Origin of the sequence: Candidatus Poriferisodalis sp., assembly GCF_965237655.1 — a bacterium.
Classification (GTDB): domain Bacteria; phylum Actinomycetota; class Acidimicrobiia; order Acidimicrobiales; family Poriferisodalaceae; genus Poriferisodalis.
The window spans coordinates 946255-966359 of record NZ_CBDEGB010000002.1 but is presented as its reverse complement, the minus strand read 5'-3'; the positions used below and the strand labels follow the sequence as shown (position 1 = coordinate 966359).

Below are 20105 nucleotides of genomic sequence, written 5' to 3'. Positions count from 1 at the left end.
CGACAGCACCATTCGAGCCTTCGCGTTTTTGTGGGATTTGGGCTGCTGGGCTCGGCGGGTCGATTATGTCAGCAGGATGCCGCGGGCTTCGAAGTTCGTGTAGCTGGTGAACCCGTGAGCGGTTCTTCGCAGGACCTGGAGCAGGTTGTTGGTGCCTTCGATGCGGCCGTTGCTTGGCCGTGCGGTGTGGTGCCAGGCGAGTATCTCGGTGTGCCATGCGAGGAGCGTGTCGACGGTGTCGCTGAATTCGGGGATCAGCCCGGTGCTGTAGATGTCGGCGAACCTGTCGAGCGCGGCCATCGCGCCTTTGGGGTCCTTGGCGAGATAGAGGCCGTGCAGCTCGCCGAGCGCGCGTCCCAGGCTGATTTGAGCCGTGGATGGGCGGCGAACAGGGCGTCGAGGCGGGCCTGGTCGGCGGCGTCGAGCTTGTCGGGTCTGCGCATCAGCAGGAACCTGGCCCGGAACACGTCGCGGTCGAAGGCGGGCTTGGAGCCCTCGGGGCGGCGCTGGACGTCTCGGCGGACCGCGGTGAGCCCCGCACCGAACCACCGGATGACGTGGAACCGGTCCAGGACGTGGCGGGCGTGGCCGAGCCGCTGGTCGATCGCTGCCTTGTACGCGCGTGACCCGTCGGACACCACGACCTTGACGCCGCGGCACCATTTGTGCCCCTGAGCCGCCAGAAACGCGCTGAGCGCTTGGCTGGGGCGGTGGGGCACCATCGCGAGCACCTCGCCGGTGTCGCCGTTGACGAGCACCGTCACGTAGCGGTGCCGTTTGCGGATCGAGGTCTCGTCCACCAGCAGCACCCGGCATCGCCGGCGGCGGCGGTGCCGGGCGACCAGACCGGCATATGCGGCCACCAGGGCCATCACCGTGTGCCAGCCCACCTTGTGGCGACCAGCGACGGCGTTGACCGGCATCAAGCGGGCATCGGCCACCAGCCGACGCGCCACACGAGCCGTGACCTTGCCTTCGAACGCCCGATGGTCCTCCAAGAACCGCCGACCGCAGACGTCGCAGACCATGCGGCGCCGCACCCACAACAACAGCACCGGCCGTCCCGAGACCCCCAAGTCCCGGATCTTCTGTTCCCGGCGGTCATGGCAGCGCCCGCCCGGCGTCCCGCAATCACAGCAGCGCGGACGCGACACCGTCGAGGCCACCCTCACCGCCAGCCACTCCGGCGCGTCCGCCACGACCTCCAGCACCTTGATGCACGGCAGCCACAGCCGCACCGACATAACATCACTCGCCATCGAGGCCCTCCAGGGTTCGGCATCCAACAACACCGATCCCAGCAGGGCCTCGACCCCTACAAGCGGACCCTCAACCCCCCGTCATCCCACATTTTCGCGAAGGGCCGACTTCTATGAAGCGCAACTCGACGGCCTCTACATACGCAGAACTGGATATCGGAGCCCGCTGCCGCTACCATGAGCGCTAAGTCGTCTGCCAACACGGGCGGGGCCGAGTGATGACCCTTCAGGTGAGATCACGGCCCGCGCCGAATCTGCTCAAGACTGCAAAGGTCTTTGACTTCTTTTGCGGGTGCGGAGGCGCCAGCGCTGGTTTCCGCGCCGCAGGATTAGAAATCGCCTTTGGATTGGACAACGACTCCGACGCCGCGCAAACCTTCCAATCCAACTTCACGGGCGCCGAGTTCATCTTGGCAGACATCGAGCAGGTGTCAGAGGACGCGATTGACGGACTCGTCGATGCCTGGGCCGACCATCCGTTGTTGTTCAACGCCTGCGCACCATGCCAGCCGTTCTCTAAACAGCGGCGCGGCGTTGCAGATCCAGATGACACTCGATTGCAGCTTCTTTATCACCTACTCCGATTCGTATACAGGCACCGGCCAGAGCTGATCTTTGCAGAGAACGTTCCCGGATTGCGAGACGGCAGTGCCGGCAAAGACCTATTCCAAAGATTCACACAAGCTTTGAGCGAATTGGGCTACCGAGTGAGCCACGGGGTAATTCGCTCACAGGATTACGGTGTGCCACAACGACGTGGGCGTCTCGTGCTCATGGCGAGCCTATTGGGTTCAATCGCACATCCAAAGGAAACGCACGGCCCCGACAGCCCATCCCCTAAATACTCGACTGTGGCCGATTGGATTGGAAGTCTTCCCGCAATCGCAGCAGGAGAGACGCATCCTACAATGCCAAGTCATCGAGCAGCCCGTTTGTCACCGCTTAATCTAGAGCGAATCCGAGCAACGCCGCCAGGAGGCGGGTGGCGCGATTTGCCCCCGCACCTCCAGCCCAATAGCCGCCGATCTGGATTCAAGGGATACACCGATGTCTACGGCCGCTTGAGGTGGAACGCGCCAGCGCCTGCCTTGACGACTCGGTGCATTAGCTACTCCAATGGCCGTTTCGGACATCCACAACAGGACCGAGCCCTCAGCATTCGAGAGGCTGCCGCCTTGCAAACGTTCCCCATTGAATTCACGTTCACAGGTAATCTGAACTCGCAGGCCAAACAAATCGGAAATGCCGTTCCGGCACTGCTAGCACAACGCTTCGGCGAATCGATCATTGCTCATCTGAAACAACTTTCTCAGAACGACTACTAATAGTCCAAACAACTTGACCCATGAACAGCATCTGCACCGCCCCGTCTGAATCTAATCGTGCCTAGGTTTCGTACCAGCGCGCGAACGGTTGACATGCTGGGACGCCAGCAGATCGCGGGCATTCCGACGGCTATCAGTGAAGTCTTCAAGAACGCCCACGACGCCTACGCGACACGCGTAGAGGCAGACTTCTATCGGCCTGAACGGCTTCTTGTCTTGAGAGACGATGGACTGGGCATGACCCCGAAGGACATTTCGGAAAAGTGGTTAGTACTCGGAACCGATAGCAAACTGACCAGAGACACTAGCCTAGATTCTGTTGCCAATGATTTAGGACTTGCTCGGCGCGTACCAACGGGCGAAAAGGGAATCGGACGGCTAGCGATCGCTGCGATAGGACCACAAGTTCTCCTCGTAACGCGCGCCAAGCGAACTGACGGAATTTATCCCACTATTGCGTCGTTCGTCAATTGGTCCCTATTCACATTGCCCGGTTTACCACTCGACGAGATAGAGGTACCGGTTCTCGAATTCAATGACGGGGTCCTGCCGGATACGGACGATCTACTCCTTCTAGTCGAGATAGTTCGCGATAATCTACGGCAGATAGGTGCTGGTTTCGGATCCCAACTTATCGATGAAATCAACCAACAACTCGATGACGCGTCCTTCAACGTCAGCCGCCTCCAAGATCGCTTTCAGTCAGCACGGTTAGAGCCAGACACAGTCGGCACCCATTTCTACATTCAACCAACCGATCCGATGCTTGCCATTGCGCTAGATGCTAAGCCGGAGCAGCGCAGAATTGGCGATTTGCAAAAGACTCTCATGGGTTTCACTAACACCATGATTCCCGATCGCGCTGAACCAGTCATTACAACGTCGTTTCGAGATCATCTTTCCAACGATCTCTCAGAATCGATAATCGGCACACAAGAATTCTTTACACCCAGCGAATTCAAAGACGCAGATCATCACATACGCGGAGAATTCGATGATTACGGGCAATTCGTCGGTACCGTTTCGGTTTATGGCATTGAACCTGAAGAGCACGTTATCCCATGGCCGGAAGCGAAGGGGCACCCAACCGCTTGCGGCCCTTTCTCTATTGACTTTGCCTATTTGCAAGGAGCGTCGCGGGAATCTCGCATGCCTCACGATCAGTGGAGCCAGCTCGCGGCAAAACTTGACAGAATGGGCGGCCTATATATTTATCGTAATGGAATCCGAGTGTTGCCCTACGGCAACACCGATTTCGACTTTCTCGGCGTGGAGGTTCGACGAAATCTTGGTGCAGCCTACTACTTTTTTTCATATCGCAGAATGTTCGGAGCGATCGAACTTCCGGTAGAGAGTGCGAGCCGACTAGTGGAGAAGGCGGGCCGTGAGGGTTTCCGAGATAATTCGGCGTACCGGACGTTTCGCGCAATACTCGAAAACTTCTTGATTCAGCTTGCCGCGGACTATTTCCGCACCGAAGCTGCCCGAGGCGCTCAATATCAACAGACCAAGAGTGAACTAGACCGACAAGCCAAGCTGCGCGCCAAGCACGCTGAACGTGCGCGCGAGCGTAGAGCTAACTTGCGAAGTCTTCTCGAAGAGCGAGGAGCAGCCATCGCGAGCCACGAGCCGAGACGACAAGTGGACGCTGCGTTGGATGCATTGTCCAGACGGTTGCGTGCCGCACACAGGCTCGCAGATGAGGATGATCGACTCAGGGCTATCATTCGGGCAGAATCGCAAGCGACATCAGTAGTTGTGGCAGTTGGTGACGCTCTCCGCATACCAGCCCAGCGCGGATTCGCAATACCGAAAGCACTACGCCGAGACCTGAACGCCTACCAAGAAGAATACGCGGGCTTTGATGCCGAATATGTACAGCCGAGCTTGGAGACAATTCGGGAAGACATAGCTGAAGCAACGGAGGGATTGAACTTGGCGAGGCGTCAGCGATTTGATGCAGCCGTTTCAGAGGCACAGCATCTCGCTAGACACGAACTCGGCACAAGCCGCCGATACACCGAAATGCAACTGCGCGATACCACCAAGAAGGTTACTGAAGCTGTACAGAACGCCATCATGGGCCTAGAGTCACACCTCAATGAAATAGCCTCGCGCATTCAACAGACGAATGTAGATGATATGAGCGACTCCAATCTCGTCGATTTGAGGCTTGGAATCGAATCCGACATCAGGGACACAGCAAGCAAGAGAAAGTACCTCGTCGACGCGATTACAAACCAACTGTCCGCCATTTCCGTCGAGCTAGATGCCGACGGAGAGATAGCGACTGCATCAGACACCATCGGCGCGATGGAAGAGGAGCTGCTAGAACTGCAAGAACGGGCAGACTTCGACTTACAACTCACGCAGCTAGGCATGGCCGTCGAGATCATAGACCATGAATTCCAGGCAGTGATCCGTTCGATCAGAAAGAACCTCCAGCGCTTCCATGCCTGGGCTGATGTCAATGATCAGCTCGCGGAAATGTACGAAGGGATGAGCGCGGGCTTCGATCATCTTGACAACTACCTGGCTCTATTCACGCCGTTTCATAATCGCCAACGAAAGACCGAGATCGAAATCAGAGGAAGCGATCTCAGTAAGTTTCTCGAAGATCTCTTTGACGATCGGCTTGGAAGGCACGACGTCAGCCTAACTGCCACGCGTGCATTTCAGCGGCATCGCTTCATGGGACATCCATCTACCTTCTACCCGGTGTTTGTCAATCTCATCGATAACGCAATCTACTGGCTACGTGATCAGCAACCCCCGCGGGAAATCAGGCTCGACGCACAAGGGGATACGATGCTGATCTCCGACAACGGACCCGGAATCTTGCGTCAAGACTCTGAAGCGATTTTTGAGATGGGATTCACGAGAAAACCTGCTGGTAGAGGGCTCGGACTCTATATTTCGAAGGACGTACTCAACAAGACCTATTATGAGCTGCTGCTGGTAGACAAAGTTGAGGAGGTTGGTACGACATTCGCTGTTCAACCGATTCCGGCGGACGTCGATGGTTAGCGCTCATAGGCACTCGGATCTGCAGGCCCAATCGAAAGAAGTAGCGAAGGCCTTCTTGCAGAGCGTTGTGCTTCTCGATGACAAGGTTGAAATGTCTGCTTCGAGCACTTTGCCCGCGCCGCCCACGAGTCCCCAGTCACTTGTTCCCCCGGAATTTCCTGGTGACATAGCGCCGAGTGCGGGTAGGTCACGAGAAACGTTCGAAGTACGCTTAAACGCTGGACAGGTCATTGATGCGTTCGCACGGATAGGAGCCGTCTGCGCTGTTCTCACGACAGGAACCGACGATTCATATCAGGACCGCGTCTATAGCACAGCCATGCGAGCCGACATCGTCATTCTCGACTGGAAGCTAGAAGAGTCGACCGGCGATTCAGCTCTTGAGATCATTCACAGAATACTTGAGGCGGATAGCGACACGCCAAGGCTGCGTCTAGTTGCAATCTATACCGGCGAACCTGGCATTGCCAGAATTGCAGACCGTATCGAAGACCTGCTCCACGAGATTTGCGACCAAGATGTGCACATGGCCGACCGTTGCCACATGGCCACTAAGTCACTCCGAGTAGTCATCTTGGCTAAACCCGACACACTGAATGACCAAACCCGCGCCCTCGGAGCGGAGGAAGTCAGCGAAGATGGTCTTGCCGACAAGCTGCTAGATGAATTTAGCCGCCTAACGACTGGACTCCTGCCCAATGTCGCAGTAGCTGGTGCCGCAGCGATCCGAGACAACGCCCATAAGATGCTAGCACAGTTTAGCCAAGACTTAGACGCTGCATACCTCGGACATAGAATGCTGCTACCGCACCCGCCCGAATCCGAAGACCAACTGGTCAGGGCGCTCGGAGCCGAGATCTTGTCCATACTTGAAGAAGCGAAGCCCGGAGCCCACGCCGACGCCGATGCAATAGATATGTGGCTCGACGAGGCCGATTCTGAGTTGCTGGCCTCACCCTTTACATTTGATGGCAACCTTGATGCGAGAGAAAATTGGAGAGTCCTCTTGAGACAGGGGATCGATGCTGACTCCAGCCGACTACCGAAAGGTGGAAAAAGCAAGCTGGTTCCGAGCAGTACCGAGGTCTTTACAATCGATCAAGCGACAGCAGAACTCTCGAATCGACGCTTCGCAGCGTTGCTGAACCTCAAGACCAGATACGTGGAACACGCGCCATGTCTGGCGATCGGCACCCTAGTACGAATCGAGGGCGAGAATCCCCACCAGTATCTGCTTTGCTTGCTGCCCAAATGTGACAGCGTCAGACTGGATTCGCCTACGAGAGTACCGTTTGCACCATTGCAGCCACACTCAAATAGGAAGGGACAGAAGACGCTTCGCGTAGTTCTGCAATTGGACACCGATACATGGGTGCACCTTGAACTCGCATCAAGACTGTCGGAATTGGAAGTGGCCGTCTTTCAGCCTGGCACAAATCCCCCTGGTGAAATCGTTGCGCAACATGACGCAAGCGGAAGATATATATTTGAAGATGAGAATTCACGTCGGTACATATGGATGGCTGCGCTAAAGGACGAACATGCCTTTGGCATCGCGACAGAAGTTGCCGCCGCGCTAGCTCGCCCCGGTCCTGACGATGCCGAGTGGCTCCGACAGCGTTGAACCTAGGCACCTCTTGGCCCTCGCATGCGTTTGTAGAACCGCTCGACTGAGCCTCACTGACAATTGCTCAGGCCTCGGGTGCGATGAGCTGACGCAGCAGCACTCAACTCGCGATGCTCCCCCATCGTTGGCGCAGACCGTCAGGATGAGTCCGCTGGAGGCTCGGCGAGTCGCCAGATTTGTGTCAGCCACTCGCGCGGGATGCCGCACTCGGCTGCGATTTCGCTGACGATCGCAGGCTCGTCGCGCAGCACATCATAGATCGTGCTCGTCGTGTCTCCCTCGCGCCACGTCATGACAACCGTTACCAATCAACTCCCTCTCAGCAGGCAGGGTTCACCTCATCGCGATCAGATGTGCCTGGCTTCGGCGCTCCGCACGCCTCGATGCCCATCCTGCTCAGCTTCCCATCGCCAGGCAGACCTCACCGGGCTGCAGGCAGATGTGGCCGGGCGGCCAGCAGTCCCCTGTCGGCACGCCGCCGACGTCGGCGGTCCATGTGAGGTCGCCGTCGAGGTCGATGAATACCTCGCCGGGGTCCCATACGCCGTTGCGGTTCGCGTCGGTGTACGGCTCGGGGTGCCCCGCCGGGTACACCGCTGCGAGCAGCGACGGGCTGCCGGTGCACGGCTGATGCACTACCGGCGTCGGGCAGCCGGTGCTGTCGGTTGCGGAGGCCGCAGCGGAGGCTGCGCCGAATGCCGACCACGCCGAGTAGCGGCCGTTGGCGTATGCCCGTGCTCGGGCCTCGGTGGTGACTGACACGGTGGTGACGTCGCCTACTCCGATGGTCTGGTGGACGCTGCTGATGGACGCGCTGCGGCCCGACTGCGGACCGGCGGTGTGCGTCGTGGTCGTCCCGCTTGCGTTCACCGACCACGAGATCGTGTGCCGGTACTGCATGGTGCTCGTGTTCGACGGCGCATCCCAGGTTGCCTGCGCTGTGAAGATGCCGTTGGCAGCGGTGCAGTCCACGGCGAGATTCGTCGGGGCCGCGGCGGTCGGCGGCGTCGGGATCGGAGGCGCAATCGCCGGGCACCTCGGGGTGCTGTGGGCATACTGGGTGCTCCAAGCGCTCCAGCCCGACCACGCCGACCAGACGCCGCCCGCTCGCTGGCGCTGACGACAGCGGGCGCGCACACGGATGTCCACCGGGTTGCCCGGATCGGTCGGGCCGCTGAACTCGTAGCTGCCGCGGGAGTTCTCGGTCAGCGCGAGCGTCTGCCACACCGACGAGGAATCCTCGTACTCGACCTCGTACTCGGACTCGCGCTCCCAGTTCGCCGCGGCGCTGTCGGCCCAGTCGGGGAAATTCCCGTCGAAGGTCGCCGGCCCGCAGGTCAGCCTCGGCGCCGGGTCAGCGAGCGTGGCGGGGGCAGCGGGCGTGGGCGGCACGCCGCAGCCAGGCTCCGGCTGTGCTTGGGCGTCGTCCTGGGCGGCGGTGCCGTGCCGGTTCGGGGGACCGTCGTCGTAGGCGATCACAGTGACCATCACCTCGGTGCCAGCCGGGACCGCCAGCGTGATCGAACCGTCGCCCCACCCGATCAGGTTGCCGTTGAGGGTGCTGTACGCGAACAGCGGGCTTCCATAGCCGCCCTGGCCGTGCCACACATGGGCGTCCAAGGCCCAACCCGAACCTGTCGCCCACCTGCCCGACGGCACTGTCCACTCGACTTCGACGCCCGTGGTGGAACGGCACGCTGTCACAGTCGGGGTCGGCAGCGCCAGCACCGTGCACTGGCCCCAAACCGGGTTGCCTGTCGGAATATTGATCGAGGCAGAGTTCTGGCCGACGGTCCCAGACGAGAGCACTGGGGTTATCGTGATCGTCCACGCATTCGAAGTGGACAGCGAACGCTCATAGGAACGATCCGCTGCGGCGATATCGACAGTGGTTGTCGCCGATGAGCCCTGTATCCCTGACTGGACCTGCCAGCCGCCGAGCGCATTGCCGGTTTGCGCATTGGCAACAGTGACAGCGGACCATGCCAGTCGCACGGCGGTGCTGGACCGGCAGGCTTCCAGGCTGCCTACGCGTGGCTGCTGCGGCGTCGTCGGAGTCGGTTGTGACGGCGGCCGCACGGGACACGATCCGGGCGGGCGGTAGATGCCGTCCCAGCACAGCACGGCGTCCACGGTGGTGCCGCCTGTGGTGCTCTCACAGTTCTGCCCGTTGGTGCCGGCGATGAAGTTGCCCGGCTCGCCCGGCACAGGGCACTGCGATGCGCCGCAGCCCACTGTGTCCACATAGACCACGACCCATGATGTGCCGTCGAAGCAGGGCCGTCCGTGCTCGCCGTCCGCGTTGACGTCCCCGGTGCATCCGCCTGCGCCGTTGTTCAAAGCGGGGTCCCAGGTGCCCAGATCGGTGTCGGTTGCGCTCGTGCAGCGGTCCTGCCACACGTCGTCAAAGTCGAAATCCGGCGGGCAGCCCGGCGGGTCGTCAGCCAAATAGGTGGTGGTGTGCAGGTTCGTGGAGTCCTCGGTGTCGCGAATCAAGCACTGCACACGGCCCATCAGATCGGCTTCGGGGTCCAGCGGCACACAGGTCGTGATCCCTGTGATGAGGTGCAGTTCCGGCTTGTGCCCGCCGCCGCAGTTGCCCGACGCGAACTCCCCAGGGCTGTGACCGACGTCTTCGATGCCGTCGCCTTGATCGACGTCGGTGTTGATGCCGTCGCCGGGGCAGGTTCCTGCCCGGTGCGTGCCGTCAGGGCGATGAGCACGGCAGTCGCCGTTCTCTGCGATGTGGTCGCCGTGGCACCAGCCGTTGGGATCGCTGTAGATGTGAGCATGCAGACCGCTCAGACACGACAGTGTTCCTTCCTGCGTCTGGCACGGGCTGTTCAGGTGTGTGCCGTCAGCACGATGCGTTCGGCAGTCGCCGTTCGCTGCGGTGTGATCGAGGTGGCACCAGCCGTTGAGATTGTTGTAGGTGTGCTCGTGCTCGCCGCCGCCGCAGCCCTGATTCTGAACGGGATCAGCGGGATCAGCGGGATCTGTCTCGATGTCGCAGCCTTGTTCGTATGAGTACAGGCCGTGGTAGTAGTGATCGCCGTCTGGGCAGTGGCTGCGATCCGGGTGATCCGGATGCGAGTAGCTGTGCGGACTGCTGTGCTGTCCCCCCACCGGGCGCTCCACAGGGGTCAAGCTCTCCGGATCGGGGTCTGTCACGATGTCGCAGCCTTGTTCGTACGAGTACAGGCCGTGGTAGTAGTGATCGCCGTCCGGGCAGTGGCTGCGATTTGAGTGATCCGGATGCGAGTAGCTGTGGGGACTGCTGTGCTGTCCCCCCACCGGGCGCTCCACAGGGGTCAAGCTCTCCGGATCGGGGTCTGTGACGGGATCGGGGTCTGTGACGGGATCGGGGTCTGTGACGGGATCAGGGTCTGTGACGGGATCAGGGTCTGTAACCGGGTCCGGTCGTCTCACCCCGCAGAAGTGCCCGTGGCCGTTGTTGTCCCCGGGGTAGCTGAACCCGTTCGGTCCGTAGGTCGCAGTGCAGTCGTGGGCCGCCGCCGGTTCGGGTGAGAGTGCCTCTGACGCACCCCAAACCACAACAGACAGCGCAGCGACTGTGAGCAACCGCCCCAGCACTGTTGCGACGCGGCTGTGCTGGTTGTCTGAGCGGACCCGGAGGTGTGCGTCATCGACGCTTGGCGATGTGTGCATCAGGTACCTCCGGGTCGTGTGCTCATGTGGTGATCGGGCGCTGTCCGCAGATCAGGTTCCGCAGCGCCCACCCCAAGGGGGATGCGTGCTGGTCGTGGCGAAGATGCGGCGACAGGCCCGTCGTGAGCGGGTCGTCGCACATGGCCAGCATTCGCTGAGCGACGCACTTGGGGTGGCGCGTGGTCAGCAGCGTGTGCATCCCCCACACAGCCGGTTCGCGGTCAACAGGCGGGAACTGGATCATGAACCCCATCCAGTCCCACAGAAGCCGGCCGCCCTGGTCGATCCATAGAGCGTCGTTCGGGTCGACACGGCGAGGGTTGCGGATGCCGTAGTGGTCGGCGAAGCCCTCTGCGCCCGTGATCGCATCGGACACGAACCCGTCCATCGCGATGCGGTCATACAGGCCCCGCCAGACCGGGTTCCCAGCCGAGGGGACTTTCATCCAGTCGGGGCCTTGGAGATGGGGCCTCCACCCGAATCCGATCTGCCCGAAATTCCACATCGTGACGTGCTGTTTCGCCCAGGCGACGTCGATCTCGGGATAGGTGTTCTTGTAGACCTCGTACAACGTCTCGTCGGTCCACCAGCCCGTCGTGAAATCGATGGTCGTCGAGCCGAACGCTCCCGGTGTCACCTCGCGGTCGAACCCGCCATAGAGCGCCATCTGGGAGTTATTGAGGGCGATCGTGTTGGGGTGATATTCGGGCGGCGGCCCGCATTCGGGGAACAGCGCTGCAACCTCGCCGTGGTCGATGAAGTACTTGTCTTCCGCGGGCAGCATGCTGCGCTCAGAACGGTTCTTGTAGTGCTTCGCCCCGGCAACAGGGTTCGCGGCCAGATAGCCGTCCAGTGTCGCTTGGGCCACTGCGGCGCCGCCGCCGAACACGCTGAGCGTCACCGGTCGGCTGTCGCTGCGGGCGGCGTCGATGAACTCGACAGTCGCCGACGGGATGTGTGTCGGCTCGGTGAGCACCGCAGCAGCGCAGCGCTGAGCGAGCAATGGTGCGGCGCTGAACGAGTCGAACGGCACATAGGCCCGAGCCAGCCCGACCTGATCGCCGCTGAAGCAGCCCGAGGCCGAACGGTCGGCGGCGTAATTGCCGAACTCGGCGGCTGTCTCGAAACGTGTCGCCCCGGCCATGCGAGCGACACTGATCCCGATGCTGCGTATCGAGGACTCGACCGCCGGCGACAGCGCGGCGAGACCGCCCATCAAGATCACATGGTCGATGTCCGCCGACTCCAGATACGCGGCGACATCGACATGCAACACGGCCTTGGGCGTCAGCAGCACCGGATGAGGGCCGTGTGCTGCGAGCGGACCGGCGACAAGAGCATCAGCGAACACCTCGCCTGATGCGACGATCGCTGTGCGCCCGAATCCGGCGATCTCCCCGACGTCGCTGAGGCTTCGCGCCACAGCCACGCCGGTGCGGTACTGGTTGTTGCCTGACACACGCTCCACTGCCAGCCCCGCTGCGGCGAGGCTGTCGCTGACAGCCTCAGAAACATGCGACGGCTGCCTGAACGGGGCGGTGCTCACGATGACCGCTCGGGACGCCCCCACGCGATCCAAGAAATCAGCAGCATCGGAGCGCAGTTCATCCGGAGGAGTCATCAGCACCGGGGCGCCGAGGTCGCCAGCGAGCGACGCCGCGACCACAGCATCAGTCCAATGCCGTCCCGACGCCAGGACCACTGTGTCCAATGAACCGCCGGCGTGGGCTGCGAACGCCTCGGCCACGAGCAGCGACGTCGCGTACCGGTCAGCGCCGCCGTAACGCAGTATTTCGACTGCTCCAAGCCCGTTCGGAGGGCTGGCGCTGCCAGGCTGCGCTTCGGCCGGTGCTGCTGTCAGCGGAATCGTCAGCGTCGCAGCGGCCATCAGCAAAGCGAAGACTGCTGTCGCCGTGTATGAACCTCGGCCGAACAGGGCGCGCCTGTTCGACACGCCGCTCGGTGATGCGGTTCCGCTGGAAGGTGGGTTTCGGAAAATCATTTGCTGCTTCTTTCTCTCCATGTCGGCCGCCGATTGCGGCTGTCATTGATTGCGATGAGTATGCAGAGATACTCAAATACCCGACCGGCAACAAGTGCGGCCATCGGTCGCATTCACCGGAAGGCATTCCCGGCAATCAATTGCGCAACATTACTTCTAATGCCGAAATCGGCGCTTAAAGGGCATGCCGGGAACCTCCTTGACAGAAGATTCCCGTTGACTTGCAGTGATTTCGCGGACTGTTCGCACATATACGACCGAATCGCCCGCAGATCCGGTCGTTCTGCTCTTCGGCCTGCTCACCCTGCCAGACTCGCTTGCGGCGCGCATTGAGAACTGAGAGGCGGCAAGAACCGGCCCGCCGGCGATGAATCCATTCAATATCGGATCAGTGCCGGACCAATTGCACGATGGAGACTCAGCCAAATCGTGCGTGGCACATACTCGACGGCAACGAAATCAACGCGGCGCCATTGCCCGAAACCCTTGCTGCCGAACGGCACCAATAAGCCGCCGGTATCGAGCGCGTCAGTCGCTGACGCGCTCGATCTGGCAGATATCGCCGGCTGCGGCTTGCAGAGTCACGACGTCGCCTTCAACGAGCCCGAATCGGAAGGTGCGGGAGACGCTGCTGAGTCTCTCCTCGTCCCCTCTTGTCGGCTGGTCGTTCACCGTCACATAGTGCTGCGCTGCATTCGAACCGGCCTCGGCGTAGCTGTGCCTGCAATACGATCCGTAGGTGAAGATCCCGCCGCTGCGGCTGGTGAACTGCCACACGCCGGGCAGCAGGTCCGTGCCGACCCGGAACCGCGCTTCGCTGTAGCCGTTCTGATAGTCCTGCGCATTGCCCGGCCCCGTGGATGCCTCGCTTTGTGCCCCGGTGTCTGTGACCACAGGCACCGCCGATCCCAAGGTGTGCAATGCAGCCAGCGCCGCGGTGTGAATCCGGTCGTCCCCGGCGAGGCGAGTCACCGGGACATCAGGCACGACTTCGCCCAGCTCGGTCACGATGTCTGCGGTGAGTGCTGCGGTGCCGCCGACGAGGATGATCTCTGAGGGCTTGAGCTGCTTGAGGGCATCGACGGTCGGGTCGCCGAGGCTGGCCGTGTTCGCATAGAGGACGCTGCCGCCCAGGCTTGCAGCGAGAGGCGCAGCAGTCCCGACATCAGAAGGCGACCAGCCGTTGGCGATCACCACCGGCTTGTACGCCGTGGCCGACGACGCAGACGATGCGGACAACGTGAGAACCAGCACTATGGCGACTAGCCCTGATTATTCACGAGAATGCCTGTTCAGGGTTTATGGGTTGTGTTTTGGTGTGTCGGGCGGGTTTGTCGGCTTGACGGGACCCGGTGGGTGTTGTTTGGTGCCGCTGGGGTGGTCGCAGGGCCGGTGTTGGACCCTGACATGGGTGTGTGGGCGCGACGGGTCGGCCGCCGCGTGAGCGGCGCTGTTGGCGGCTGGGGGTGCGGGGTGCTCAGTTGGGGTGCTGGGCGGCGAGCAGGCTTCGGGTGCCGGGGTGTGCGGTGGGGAGCCGCAGCCAGGTGCGTCGGCCGGTTTCGCATACGAGCGCGGGCAGGTGCCACAGCTGCCAGCGGAGCCGTTTGGGTGCCGCGCGTTTGAGCGGTCCGGCAAGGCGCTGTGTCTGGAACCAGTGCACGAGCGCGGCGCTGATCATGCACAGCGCTGCCCATGCACAGTTGGCGTCCCAGGCTGTGAAGGGCATGCGGGCCAGTCCGCTGTCTTTGAGGCGGGCTATGGCGTCCTCGACGTCGGCGTGCTTGCGCATGAGACGGTCGAGCCGGGCGGGGCTGCCCGCAGCGTCGGTGAGGAATCCCCAGTAGCGGAAGTTCTCGGACGCGAACAGGCTGCGCTGCGCGCCCGGATGCAAGGGCTCGCGTCGGATGATCAGCCGTGTCCGCGCTGGCCAGCCCGACAGGTCCACCAGGTCGGTGAGCTCGGCGACGTGCGCTTTGGGATGCCGCTGTTTGGGGTTCGGCACCCCCGGCGTCCACCGCCCTGGGTCGCAGCGGGCCGCAGCGATCGCGGCGTCGATGCCTGCTGTGGCCCGGGCGGACATGAAAAACGTCACGTTGCGGTCCCTGCACGCCGCGGCGATACGCGCCGAACAGCCTCCTGAGTCCAAGCGCAGCACCATCTCGCGTCCTGCGAGCGCCAGATCGTCGCCTGCCCGATGGCCTGCCGCGTCAGCGTCGGGCAGCACCGATATCGCAGCGTCGAGCACCTCGACGTGATCGGCGATGCTGTTCGCGGCCGCGTTGCCCGGGCGCAGCTTCGCCCACAACGGCTCCCCGTCCGCGGTCGAGCAGATCATCGGGTGGAACCCGTACCCGCCCTTGAAATGCGGCGCCGCACCCGCCTTGTTGGGCGAGTGGACCTCCACCAGCGTCGAGTCGATGTCGACCACCAACGGACCCGAACCGCGGCGCTGGGACCACACTCGCTCACGCGCCTCGGCCGCGGCTGCCCACAGCCCGCCCAGCGCCGAGGCGTCGATGCCCCGCAGCGCCCGATACAGCGTCGAGTCCGACCCCACCGCCCCGAACAGCTCCCGCTGAGACCGCAGATGCTCGATATCTGTGCACGCCTCACCGCCGCCGGCGAGCACCAACAGCAAATGCGTCAACAGCCGGCCCCGGTCATGGACCGGGGCGCGCTCGCCGCGGCGCGGCACCGCCGCCGACAGCGCCTCGGTCAGCCCGACCCGGTCCGCGAAACCGCCCAAAGCGAACAGCCCCGCACCCCACACCACCCGATCCCCGCCGCCTGCCAGACGCGCGTTTGTCACACTGCTAAGTTTCACCTCGGAGATGCCCCCCTGAACTGCCGACCGCGTGCCTCGACAACACGCATCGTCGCAGATCAGAGGGGCTTTTCCGCGGACTCACACACCCAAGCCCACCAGACTCATGAAAAATCAGGGCTAGTGCTGTGCCGAGTCTCTTCGTCGTTCTCGTGCGGCTGGGTCGGTGCGTGCGCGTCTCAGCGTGGATGTTCTGGTTCACGGGTGGGTCCCTTCGGTCAGAGGGTGGAGGTTGTCTCGAACACCGACGCAACAGCCGATCCGAAGGGACCCGTGAGGGACCCTCTGAAACTTCGGCTGTTTGCCCCGTCGAAGACGGGGGTGTTCGAGACGAACGAAACGGTAGCCGCCGAGCGCCCCGAACGCGCAGCACACGCGGCAGAAACAACGAATTCGACCTGATACGGCGATCCACCCGATCGGGGCCTCGCGTTCGCATTCCCTGTCACATCCCCTTGCAAGGCTGGCCGAAGCAGCGCCCGTTTCGGATCGGACGCTCGATGGCCCGGAGGCTTCACCAATGAATGAGCTGATAACGATTGCCGGAACGGTCGCGACGGTGCAGATGCTGTTCGCTGTGTTCCGGGAGTGGAGGGCTGCGCGACGTGTCGTCGCGGTCGGCGGTCTTGACGCCGACCTGTACGCGGAGCATGGCTGCGTGCCGTTGCAGTTCGCAGGGTCCCGAAACGCCCTAGTGCGTGCTGTGGTGGCGTTTACGGGGTTCTTCACTGTTCGCCCTAAGACACGCAAACACGCCTTTGCAGCCGTTGAGGTCGCCGGGGTGCATGACAGCAGCGTGATCGACTTCCGCGATGTGCGTCCGCGCGACCGCCTGCGAGTCATGCTCGACAAGGGCGAACACTCCTCTGTGTTCGATCGGTCGATGCGTCGCGGAGTTCTCAGCTTCTATCGGACAGTCGCGATCCGCGACCTAGGTGATCCCGACTCCGACAACGCAGCGTGCTGTGTGACGGTTCGAACGCGAGGCAGTCTCGTTCGTGAGCCAACGGGACGACATCGCAGTTGGCTGGAATTCGAGGTGATTGCCGCTGCGCCCCGAGGCAATCGCCGCAGCGGAACAGTTCAGCTAACCGATATTCCCGACGACGCCATCGAAGTGCTTATCATCCCGCCAGCTACACATCGGTCAGTGCGCGACGCTGCGACTGCCTGGCGCCCCGGGGCATTGCGTCGCTGGCTGATGCGCAGGAACCCGAACCCGGTCGTGGCAGCGATGCACTGGGTCGCCAAGTACACCATCCCGTTCGTCGCCGTGAACATCATCACGGCGCTGGCCGTCGGTTCGGTCGATGTTTCGGCACTGCTCACCTCGCTTGCAGTGCCGTTCATCATGATCGCACTGCTCGTAGTCCGATTCGTGCTGCTCGACGCTTTTGGCCGACACGTGCGACGACGCGTCAGAAACCGACGTCTGCAAAAGGGCAGTGCTAGGCAGGAAGCGGTGGCACCGACTCGTGTGACTGTCCCGATCCAATATGTCGACATTTCGCCTCCGCACGTGTGGACCGGTGCAACCGCCTACGGGATGAGCGTCGGACGCAAAGTCAACGCGAACGACGCCCGCTCTGTCATCAGCCACGCCTTGTGGCATTCCACCGGCGGACTTCTGCCACGCAGCTAACCCTGATTATTCACGAGAATGCCTGTTCAGGGTTTATGGGTTGTGTTTTGGTGTGTCGGGCGGGTTTGTCGGCTTGACGGGACCCGGTGGGTGTTGTTTGGTGCCGCTGGGGTGGTCGCAGGGCCGGTGTTGGACCCTGACATGGGTGTGTGGGCGCGACGGGTCGGCCGCCGCGTGAGCGGCGCTGTTGGCGGCTGGGGGTGCGGGGTGCTCAGTTGGGGTGCTGGGCGGCGAGCAGGCTTCGGGTGCCGGGGTGTGCGGTGGGGAGCCGCAGCCAGGTGCGTCGGCCGGTTTCGCATACGAGCGCGGGCAGGTGCCACAGCTGCCAGCGGAGCCGTTTGGGTGCCGCGCGTTTGAGCGGTCCGGCAAGGCGCTGTGTCTGGAACCAGTGCACGAGCGCGGCGCTGATCATGCACAGCGCTGCCCATGCACAGTTGGCGTCCCAGGCTGTGAAGGGCATGCGGGCCAGTCCGCTGTCTTTGAGGCGGGCTATGGCGTCCTCGACGTCGGCGTGCTTGCGCATGAGACGGTCGAGCCGGGCGGGGCTGCCCGCAGCGTCGGTGAGGAATCCCCAGTAGCGGAAGTTCTCGGACGCGAACAGGCTGCGCTGCGCGCCCGGATGCAAGGGCTCGCGTCGGATGATCAGCCGTGTCCGCGCTGGCCAGCCCGACAGGTCCACCAGGTCGGTGAGCTCGGCGACGTGCGCTTTGGGATGCCGCTGTTTGGGGTTCGGCACCCCCGGCGTCCACCGCCCTGGGTCGCAGCGGGCCGCAGCGATCGCGGCGTCGATGCCTGCTGTGGCCCGGGCGGACATGAAAAACGTCACGTTGCGGTCCCTGCACGCCGCGGCGATACGCGCCGAACAGCCTCCTGAGTCCAAGCGCAGCACCATCTCGCGTCCTGCGAGCGCCAGATCGTCGCCTGCCCGATGGCCTGCCGCGTCAGCGTCGGGCAGCACCGATATCGCAGCGTCGAGCACCTCGACGTGATCGGCGATGCTGTTCGCGGCCGCGTTGCCCGGGCGCAGCTTCGCCCACAACGGCTCCCCGTCCGCGGTCGAGCAGATCATCGGGTGGAACCCGTACCCGCCCTTGAAATGCGGCGCCGCACCCGCCTTGTTGGGCGAGTGGACCTCCACCAGCGTCGAGTCGATGTCGACCACCAACGGACCCGAACCGCGGCGCTGGGACCACACTCGCTCACGCGCCTCGGCCGCGGCTGCCCACAGCCCGCCCAGCGCCGAGGCGTCGATGCCCCGCAGCGCCCGATACAGCGTCGAGTCCGACCCCACCGCCCCGAACAGCTCCCGCTGAGACCGCAGATGCTCGATATCTGTGCACGCCTCACCGCCGCCGGCGAGCACCAACAGCAAATGCGTCAACAGCCGGCCCCGGTCATGGACCGGGGCGCGCTCGCCGCGGCGCGGCACCGCCGCCGACAGCGCCTCGGTCAGCCCGACCCGGTCCGCGAAACCGCCCAAAGCGAACAGCCCCGCACCCCACACCACCCGATCCCCGCCGCCTGCCAGACGCGCGTTTGTCACACTGCTAAGTTTCACCTCGGAGATGCCCCCCTGAACTGCCGACCGCGTGCCTCGACAACACGCATCGTCGCAGATCAGAGGGGCTTTTCCGCGGACTCACACACCCAAGCCCACCAGACTCATGAAAAATCAGGGCTAACTGTCGGTTCGCGTGAGGTTGTGTGCGCGTGATGCGGGCGGGCCGCGTCGACTTGACGCCGTTCTCAGTTGACGCCAGAGTGCACGGCCATGACAGCGGGACCGGCGAGCGGGACACGGCGGGGAGCCGGGTCGCCGGCCGCCGTGGTGGGCGTTGCGGCGCGATGCTTGCGTGCCCGGGGCTTCGGTTCTCGGCCGATGGCCGAGGGGCCGTGTCGGGCGGGTCGGTCGTCAGCGAGTGTTGCTCACGTCTATGGGGATGCCCGCACCTGTCTTCGCCGCGCTGCGCTCGATGAGCGCAGCGGCCGTCTCGGGCGAACCCACGAATTCTCGTCTTCTTTTTGCTGCGTTTCGAAGGGGTGTTTCGCGCTCTCTTCTCGGCGTTCCTATTGTTTGCGTGGCATAGTCATTTGTTGCGGGTCCGCAAGTTCGGACAGCGCGTCTACGCGCACGCCTGACCGGGTAATTGTCCCCCGTAGTCGGCTTGTTGTCCGGTTGAAATCTCTCTCGAATTAGCCCCGTTGCTGCCTTAGTGGCTCGGTCGACGGCCGAACCGCATTCTTTTTTGATCGCCGGGTAGTGGCCGGTAGGAGGAGCAGGACACCCAGTCCTCTTCTCGGGTCTGATTCGGCATACGTCAATTGACCGATTGACGCAATTCGTGTGCAGCTCGACAGCACCGATTCGACACAAGGCAATCCTCGACAGAATGACACAGCCCGCCATCGTCTTCTCCGGCTCGCGGGACCTGTCCATCCGCCAATTGACGGAGACCGAAGCACTCGCGCAGCCGGCTGTGACCGGAGCCAGGCCGATCCTCCTTGATTTTTCGAGTGTTCCATCAAGGAACGGACGGATTCTCGGCAATGTGCTCGACGTGCCTTCACTGGCACTGGATTGCTTCACAGGGTCCTTTGAATCAACCGAAGACGCCAAAGGCCATGGGACGTCCTCAAATGTGGTCACCGGGAAGTCGGCCTTATTACATTCCCGTCACGAGGTAATAGACGGGCCGGCCGCAGTGGACCTGACAACAACATCTCACTGCG

Annotated in this window: 11 protein-coding genes; 4 read left to right on the top strand and 7 right to left on the bottom strand. The window is 62.7% G+C overall.

Features of this window, described 5'->3' with window-relative positions:
- Positions 1–63: 63 nt before the first annotated feature.
- Positions 64–300: a transposase gene (locus tag ACPXYO_RS12570; RefSeq protein ID WP_423920959.1), complete on the bottom strand. Its 237-nt coding sequence runs from the start codon at positions 298–300 to the stop codon at positions 64–66.
- Positions 255–1259, bottom strand: a complete 1005-nt coding sequence (locus tag ACPXYO_RS12565; protein ID WP_423920956.1) for an ISL3 family transposase — start codon at positions 1257–1259, stop codon at positions 255–257. The genes ACPXYO_RS12570 and ACPXYO_RS12565 overlap by 46 nt, the downstream gene beginning before the upstream one ends.
- A 218-nt stretch (positions 1260–1477) precedes the next feature.
- On the opposite strand from ACPXYO_RS12565, the gene ACPXYO_RS12560 reads away from it, so the two are divergent.
- From ACPXYO_RS12560 to ACPXYO_RS12550, 3 genes are all read left to right on the top strand, one after another.
- Positions 1478–2584 (top strand): DNA cytosine methyltransferase, encoded by a 1107-nt coding sequence (locus tag ACPXYO_RS12560; RefSeq protein ID WP_423920953.1) that lies wholly within the window; start codon positions 1478–1480, stop codon positions 2582–2584.
- Positions 2585–2677: 93 nt separating this feature from the next.
- Positions 2678–5611: an ATP-binding protein gene (locus tag ACPXYO_RS12555; protein WP_423920950.1), complete on the top strand. Its 2934-nt coding sequence runs from the start codon at positions 2678–2680 to the stop codon at positions 5609–5611.
- Positions 5604–7235: a response regulator receiver domain gene (locus ACPXYO_RS12550; RefSeq protein ID WP_423920947.1), complete on the top strand. Its 1632-nt coding sequence runs from the start codon at positions 5604–5606 to the stop codon at positions 7233–7235. The genes ACPXYO_RS12555 and ACPXYO_RS12550 overlap by 8 nt, the downstream gene beginning before the upstream one ends.
- A gap of 399 nt (positions 7236–7634) precedes the next feature.
- Here the strand turns inward: ACPXYO_RS12550 and ACPXYO_RS12545 are convergent, their stop codons facing one another.
- The 4 genes from ACPXYO_RS12545 to ACPXYO_RS12530 form a co-directional block, all read right to left on the bottom strand.
- Complete coding sequence (locus tag ACPXYO_RS12545) at positions 7635–10907, bottom strand: hypothetical protein (RefSeq protein ID WP_423920944.1); 3273 nt, start codon at positions 10905–10907, stop codon at positions 7635–7637.
- A 22-nt stretch (positions 10908–10929) separates the two neighbouring features.
- Positions 10930–12795, bottom strand: coding sequence for a cell wall-binding repeat-containing protein (locus ACPXYO_RS12540; protein WP_423920942.1), 1866 nt, complete (start codon positions 12793–12795; stop codon positions 10930–10932).
- Between the two features lie 642 nt (positions 12796–13437).
- On the bottom strand, positions 13438–14148 hold the full coding sequence (locus ACPXYO_RS12535) for a hypothetical protein (protein ID WP_423920939.1): 711 nt from the start codon (positions 14146–14148) through the stop codon (positions 13438–13440).
- Between the two features lie 238 nt (positions 14149–14386).
- Positions 14387–15718, bottom strand: a complete 1332-nt coding sequence (locus tag ACPXYO_RS12530; RefSeq protein WP_423915956.1) for an IS1380 family transposase — start codon at positions 15716–15718, stop codon at positions 14387–14389.
- A 535-nt stretch (positions 15719–16253) separates the two neighbouring features.
- Here ACPXYO_RS12530 and ACPXYO_RS12525 point away from each other — a divergent pair.
- Positions 16254–17375, top strand: coding sequence for a hypothetical protein (locus ACPXYO_RS12525; protein ID WP_423920937.1), 1122 nt, complete (start codon positions 16254–16256; stop codon positions 17373–17375).
- Positions 17376–17586: 211 nt separating this feature from the next.
- On the opposite strand, the gene ACPXYO_RS12520 is transcribed toward ACPXYO_RS12525, so the two are convergent.
- Positions 17587–18918, bottom strand: a complete 1332-nt coding sequence (locus ACPXYO_RS12520; protein WP_423915956.1) for an IS1380 family transposase — start codon at positions 18916–18918, stop codon at positions 17587–17589.
- Positions 18919–20105: the final 1187 nt, after the last annotated feature.

Coding starts and splice junctions, on each gene's coding strand:
- ACPXYO_RS12555 (WP_423920950.1), top strand. CDS start 2,678: ATGCTGGGACGCCAGCAGATCGCGGGCATTCCGACGGCTATCAGTGAA.
- ACPXYO_RS12540 (WP_423920942.1), bottom strand. CDS start 12,795: ATGGCCGCTGCGACGCTGACGATTCCGCTGACAGCAGCACCGGCCGAA.
- ACPXYO_RS12565 (WP_423920956.1), bottom strand. CDS start 1,259: ATGGCGAGTGATGTTATGTCGGTGCGGCTGTGGCTGCCGTGCATCAAG.
- ACPXYO_RS12570 (WP_423920959.1), bottom strand. CDS start 300: ATGGCCGCGCTCGACAGGTTCGCCGACATCTACAGCACCGGGCTGATC.
- ACPXYO_RS12525 (WP_423920937.1), top strand. CDS start 16,254: ATGAATGAGCTGATAACGATTGCCGGAACGGTCGCGACGGTGCAGATG.
- ACPXYO_RS12550 (WP_423920947.1), top strand. CDS start 5,604: ATGGTTAGCGCTCATAGGCACTCGGATCTGCAGGCCCAATCGAAAGAA.
- ACPXYO_RS12545 (WP_423920944.1), bottom strand. CDS start 10,907: ATGCACACATCGCCAAGCGTCGATGACGCACACCTCCGGGTCCGCTCA.
- ACPXYO_RS12560 (WP_423920953.1), top strand. CDS start 1,478: ATGACCCTTCAGGTGAGATCACGGCCCGCGCCGAATCTGCTCAAGACT.